At 48.5% G+C, this 2849-nt stretch carries 2 protein-coding genes; both read left to right on the plus strand.

Annotation, left to right across the window (positions count from 1 at the left end; genetic code table 11):
• Positions 1-591: 591 nt before the first annotated feature.
• Positions 592-963 carry a DUF4347 domain-containing protein gene (locus BF12_RS0116970; protein ID WP_169734550.1) on the plus strand — a complete coding sequence of 124 codons (372 nt, stop codon included), beginning with the start codon at positions 592-594 and terminating at the stop codon, positions 961-963.
• 48 nt (positions 964-1011) lie between these two features.
• A partial coding sequence (locus BF12_RS20760; RefSeq protein WP_248623746.1) for a DUF4347 domain-containing protein occupies positions 1012-2849 on the plus strand: 1838 nt, incomplete at its 3' end.

The following is a 2849-nucleotide window of genomic DNA, read 5'->3' on the forward strand; positions in this document are numbered from 1 at the left end:
ACTAGCGTGACAGTGGGGGAGACCTTGCGGGTGCGACATATCAGCGGCCATGGCTGTTCCTTTTAAGGTTCCATGCCTACGGTTTGCCACGCTGTTGCTCCCTCATTCGATGGTCGATCAGTCATTCGTTATGCGCGCTTGATGGCGAAGTTTCACCTATACAGCCCTGAACAAGGGCTTTTCGTGTGGCTAAAATGGCACAAACCATACCTATGGTGTGGCATGTCATTTCTCTATGATATGAAATTCTTGTAGGAGATGATTTTTGGATTAGATTTGACTAATAAGGCGAGAGGGGATAAAGCCAAAATGACAGTGTTTTAATACGCGATGCTCTATGTTTGCTTCCAGTTTAAGTAGATGTTCATATAGAATGAGAAAAATCATTCTCTTGGTGCTATTGAAATTGTCACTAGCGTTAAAAAAGAGATAAAAGATCAAAATACTGTCGCGTTTAAGCAGCGTTTTGTCCCTTGGCCAGCAAGGATCGCGAGGTTAGGAGCAAATATGTACAACCACAAAACACCTAAGCACCCACGCCCAGCATTAATTCGTTCTCTGGAGCCTCGCTTCCTTTTTGATGGTGCAGCTGTGGGTACTGCCGCTGATACTGCCACGGACCAGGATTATGGGTCAGACCACGGTGCTGCCGAGCATGCCCAGCAAGGCAGCATGACTGCTGAAGCCGTGGCAGCTCAGTCTCAATCTCCCGCTACCAAGGCTCTACAGGCTAGCCAGGCAGCCAGACAGCAGGATGAGACGGCTGATGATCAGCAGGCTTCCGCAAGTGATGCCAGCAATACTTCCGATACTGATACCAATCCAGACAGTAGTGGTAAAGCGTCAGACTCCCGTGGCGTCATCTTCGTCGATAGCAATGTCACCAATTATGAATCTCTGGTCGAAGAGCTGGATTCTGATGCGGAAGTCGTCATTCTTGATGGCGAGTCTGATGGTATCTAGCAGATTGCGTCTTATCTGAAGGACCAGCAGGGCATTTCATCCGTTCATATTCTCTCTCATGGTGAGGAAGGCGAGCTCAGTCTGGGGACTGCAACACTAGATCAAGCCAGCATGGCGGGAGAGTACAGTGACGAGCTTGCCACTATTGGCAACGCTCTGACGGAAGATGGTGACATTCTTCTCTATGCCTGCGATTTCAGCTCTGGTCAGCTCGGTCTTGAGGCTGCGACTCAGCTCGCAAATCTGACTGGTGCAGATGTTGCGTCGTCATCTGATGATACCGGTAGCTTGAGATATAATGGTGATTGGGATCTTGAGAATCAGACGGGTGAAATCGAGGCCTCCGTATTATCTGCCACGGCATGGGATGGCAGACTGGCAGATACGGTAGAGCTGGATTTCTCTGCGACTCCCACACTTGTTAGTGGTCCTGGCACCGGTCTACAAGAAGGTGCGGTATATCTATATTCTGACGTGGCAGACAATCTCGATGTAAGAGTTACCATTGATGAAATTTCAGCTGGCGTTACCATCGATAGTCTTGATATCAATACAGGTATTGCAGAAGCCTTCTTTAGCCAACTAACGTCGACGAGTGCAGATGGGTATGTACAATATACATTCGATTTCATTGAAGCTGACACGGGGGATGCAAGCAATATTAGCTTCGTGGCTAATGCTATCGATTTAGATAACGTAACTGAGTCTACCGTATTGTATGGGGCCAGTAATTATACAACAGAGTCCAATACTTTTGTTGATATAGTCGTTGATAGTGACAATAGTTCAATTGTTGCCACGGGCGGAGGTACGACAGTAGGTTTGGATCGTGCGGATACACTGTATATAGTCAGTGCGGTTTATGAAAATACTTCCTCGTTCACCTATCGAGCGGGGGTATCTAATAACGTTCGTCAAGTTGGCTTGCTCTTTGAAGACTTTGATACAGCCGAACTGGGAGATATCAATTACATCGATGGTGAAACGACACAGCTTCCTGTCGCCCGTGGCGACTTTACCACTACCTTGGCCAACAATGATGTAGTCTTTGATCCTCGCACCAACGATGCTCAAGGCAGCGCTCCACTGACGGTATCAGAAGTCAATGGTGTGAGTATCTCCGTCGGTGATAACGTGGATGTGACGGGAGGAAGTGTAGCACTCAATGTCGATGGCGAATTGGTCTTTACCCCTGATGCTGATTACACAGGCACGGTAGATTTTTCATATAAAGTTACAGATGCCAATGGGAATAGTTCTTCATCAGAAGTCACTGTTGCTGTTATTACCCCCTATGTTGATCAAGTATCTTCCGATGGGGATGTGATATCGATCAGTGCTGTCACTACCTTTAGTGACTTGGATAACTATGATGATTTGACTTATTCTGCAACTGGCTTGACTGATAGTCTGTCAATCAATCCTGCAACCGGTATTATTACGGGCACGCTAAGTGCCGATGACTCGCAGGGCGGCCCCTACACTATTACAGTGACAGGGGTAGATAATGATGGTAATCAGATCTCCGATACCTTTGAGCTAACAGTTAATAATATTGTACCTGAAGCTTCCAATGATACTGCTGCGTTAGCTGAGAATGCTGCCGGTAGTGGCAACGTGCTGACCAATGACAACGACGGCGGCGCGGACACCGATACGCTGACCGTCAGCCAGGTCGATGCTGACGCCGACAATGTTGGCGCAGCGGTGGCAGGCGATAATGGCGGTCTGATCACCATCGCCAGTGACGGTAGCTACACCTTCGTCCAAGGCACCGACTTCGATGACCTGGCCGATGGCGAAAGTCGTGTCACTGCCGTCGATTACCAAGTCAGTGATGGTCAGGGCGGGCTGGATACCGCGACGCTGAGCATCACCGTGACCGG

The organism is Cobetia crustatorum, assembly GCF_000591415.1.
GTDB classification, from domain to species: domain Bacteria; phylum Pseudomonadota; class Gammaproteobacteria; order Pseudomonadales; family Halomonadaceae; genus Cobetia; species Cobetia crustatorum.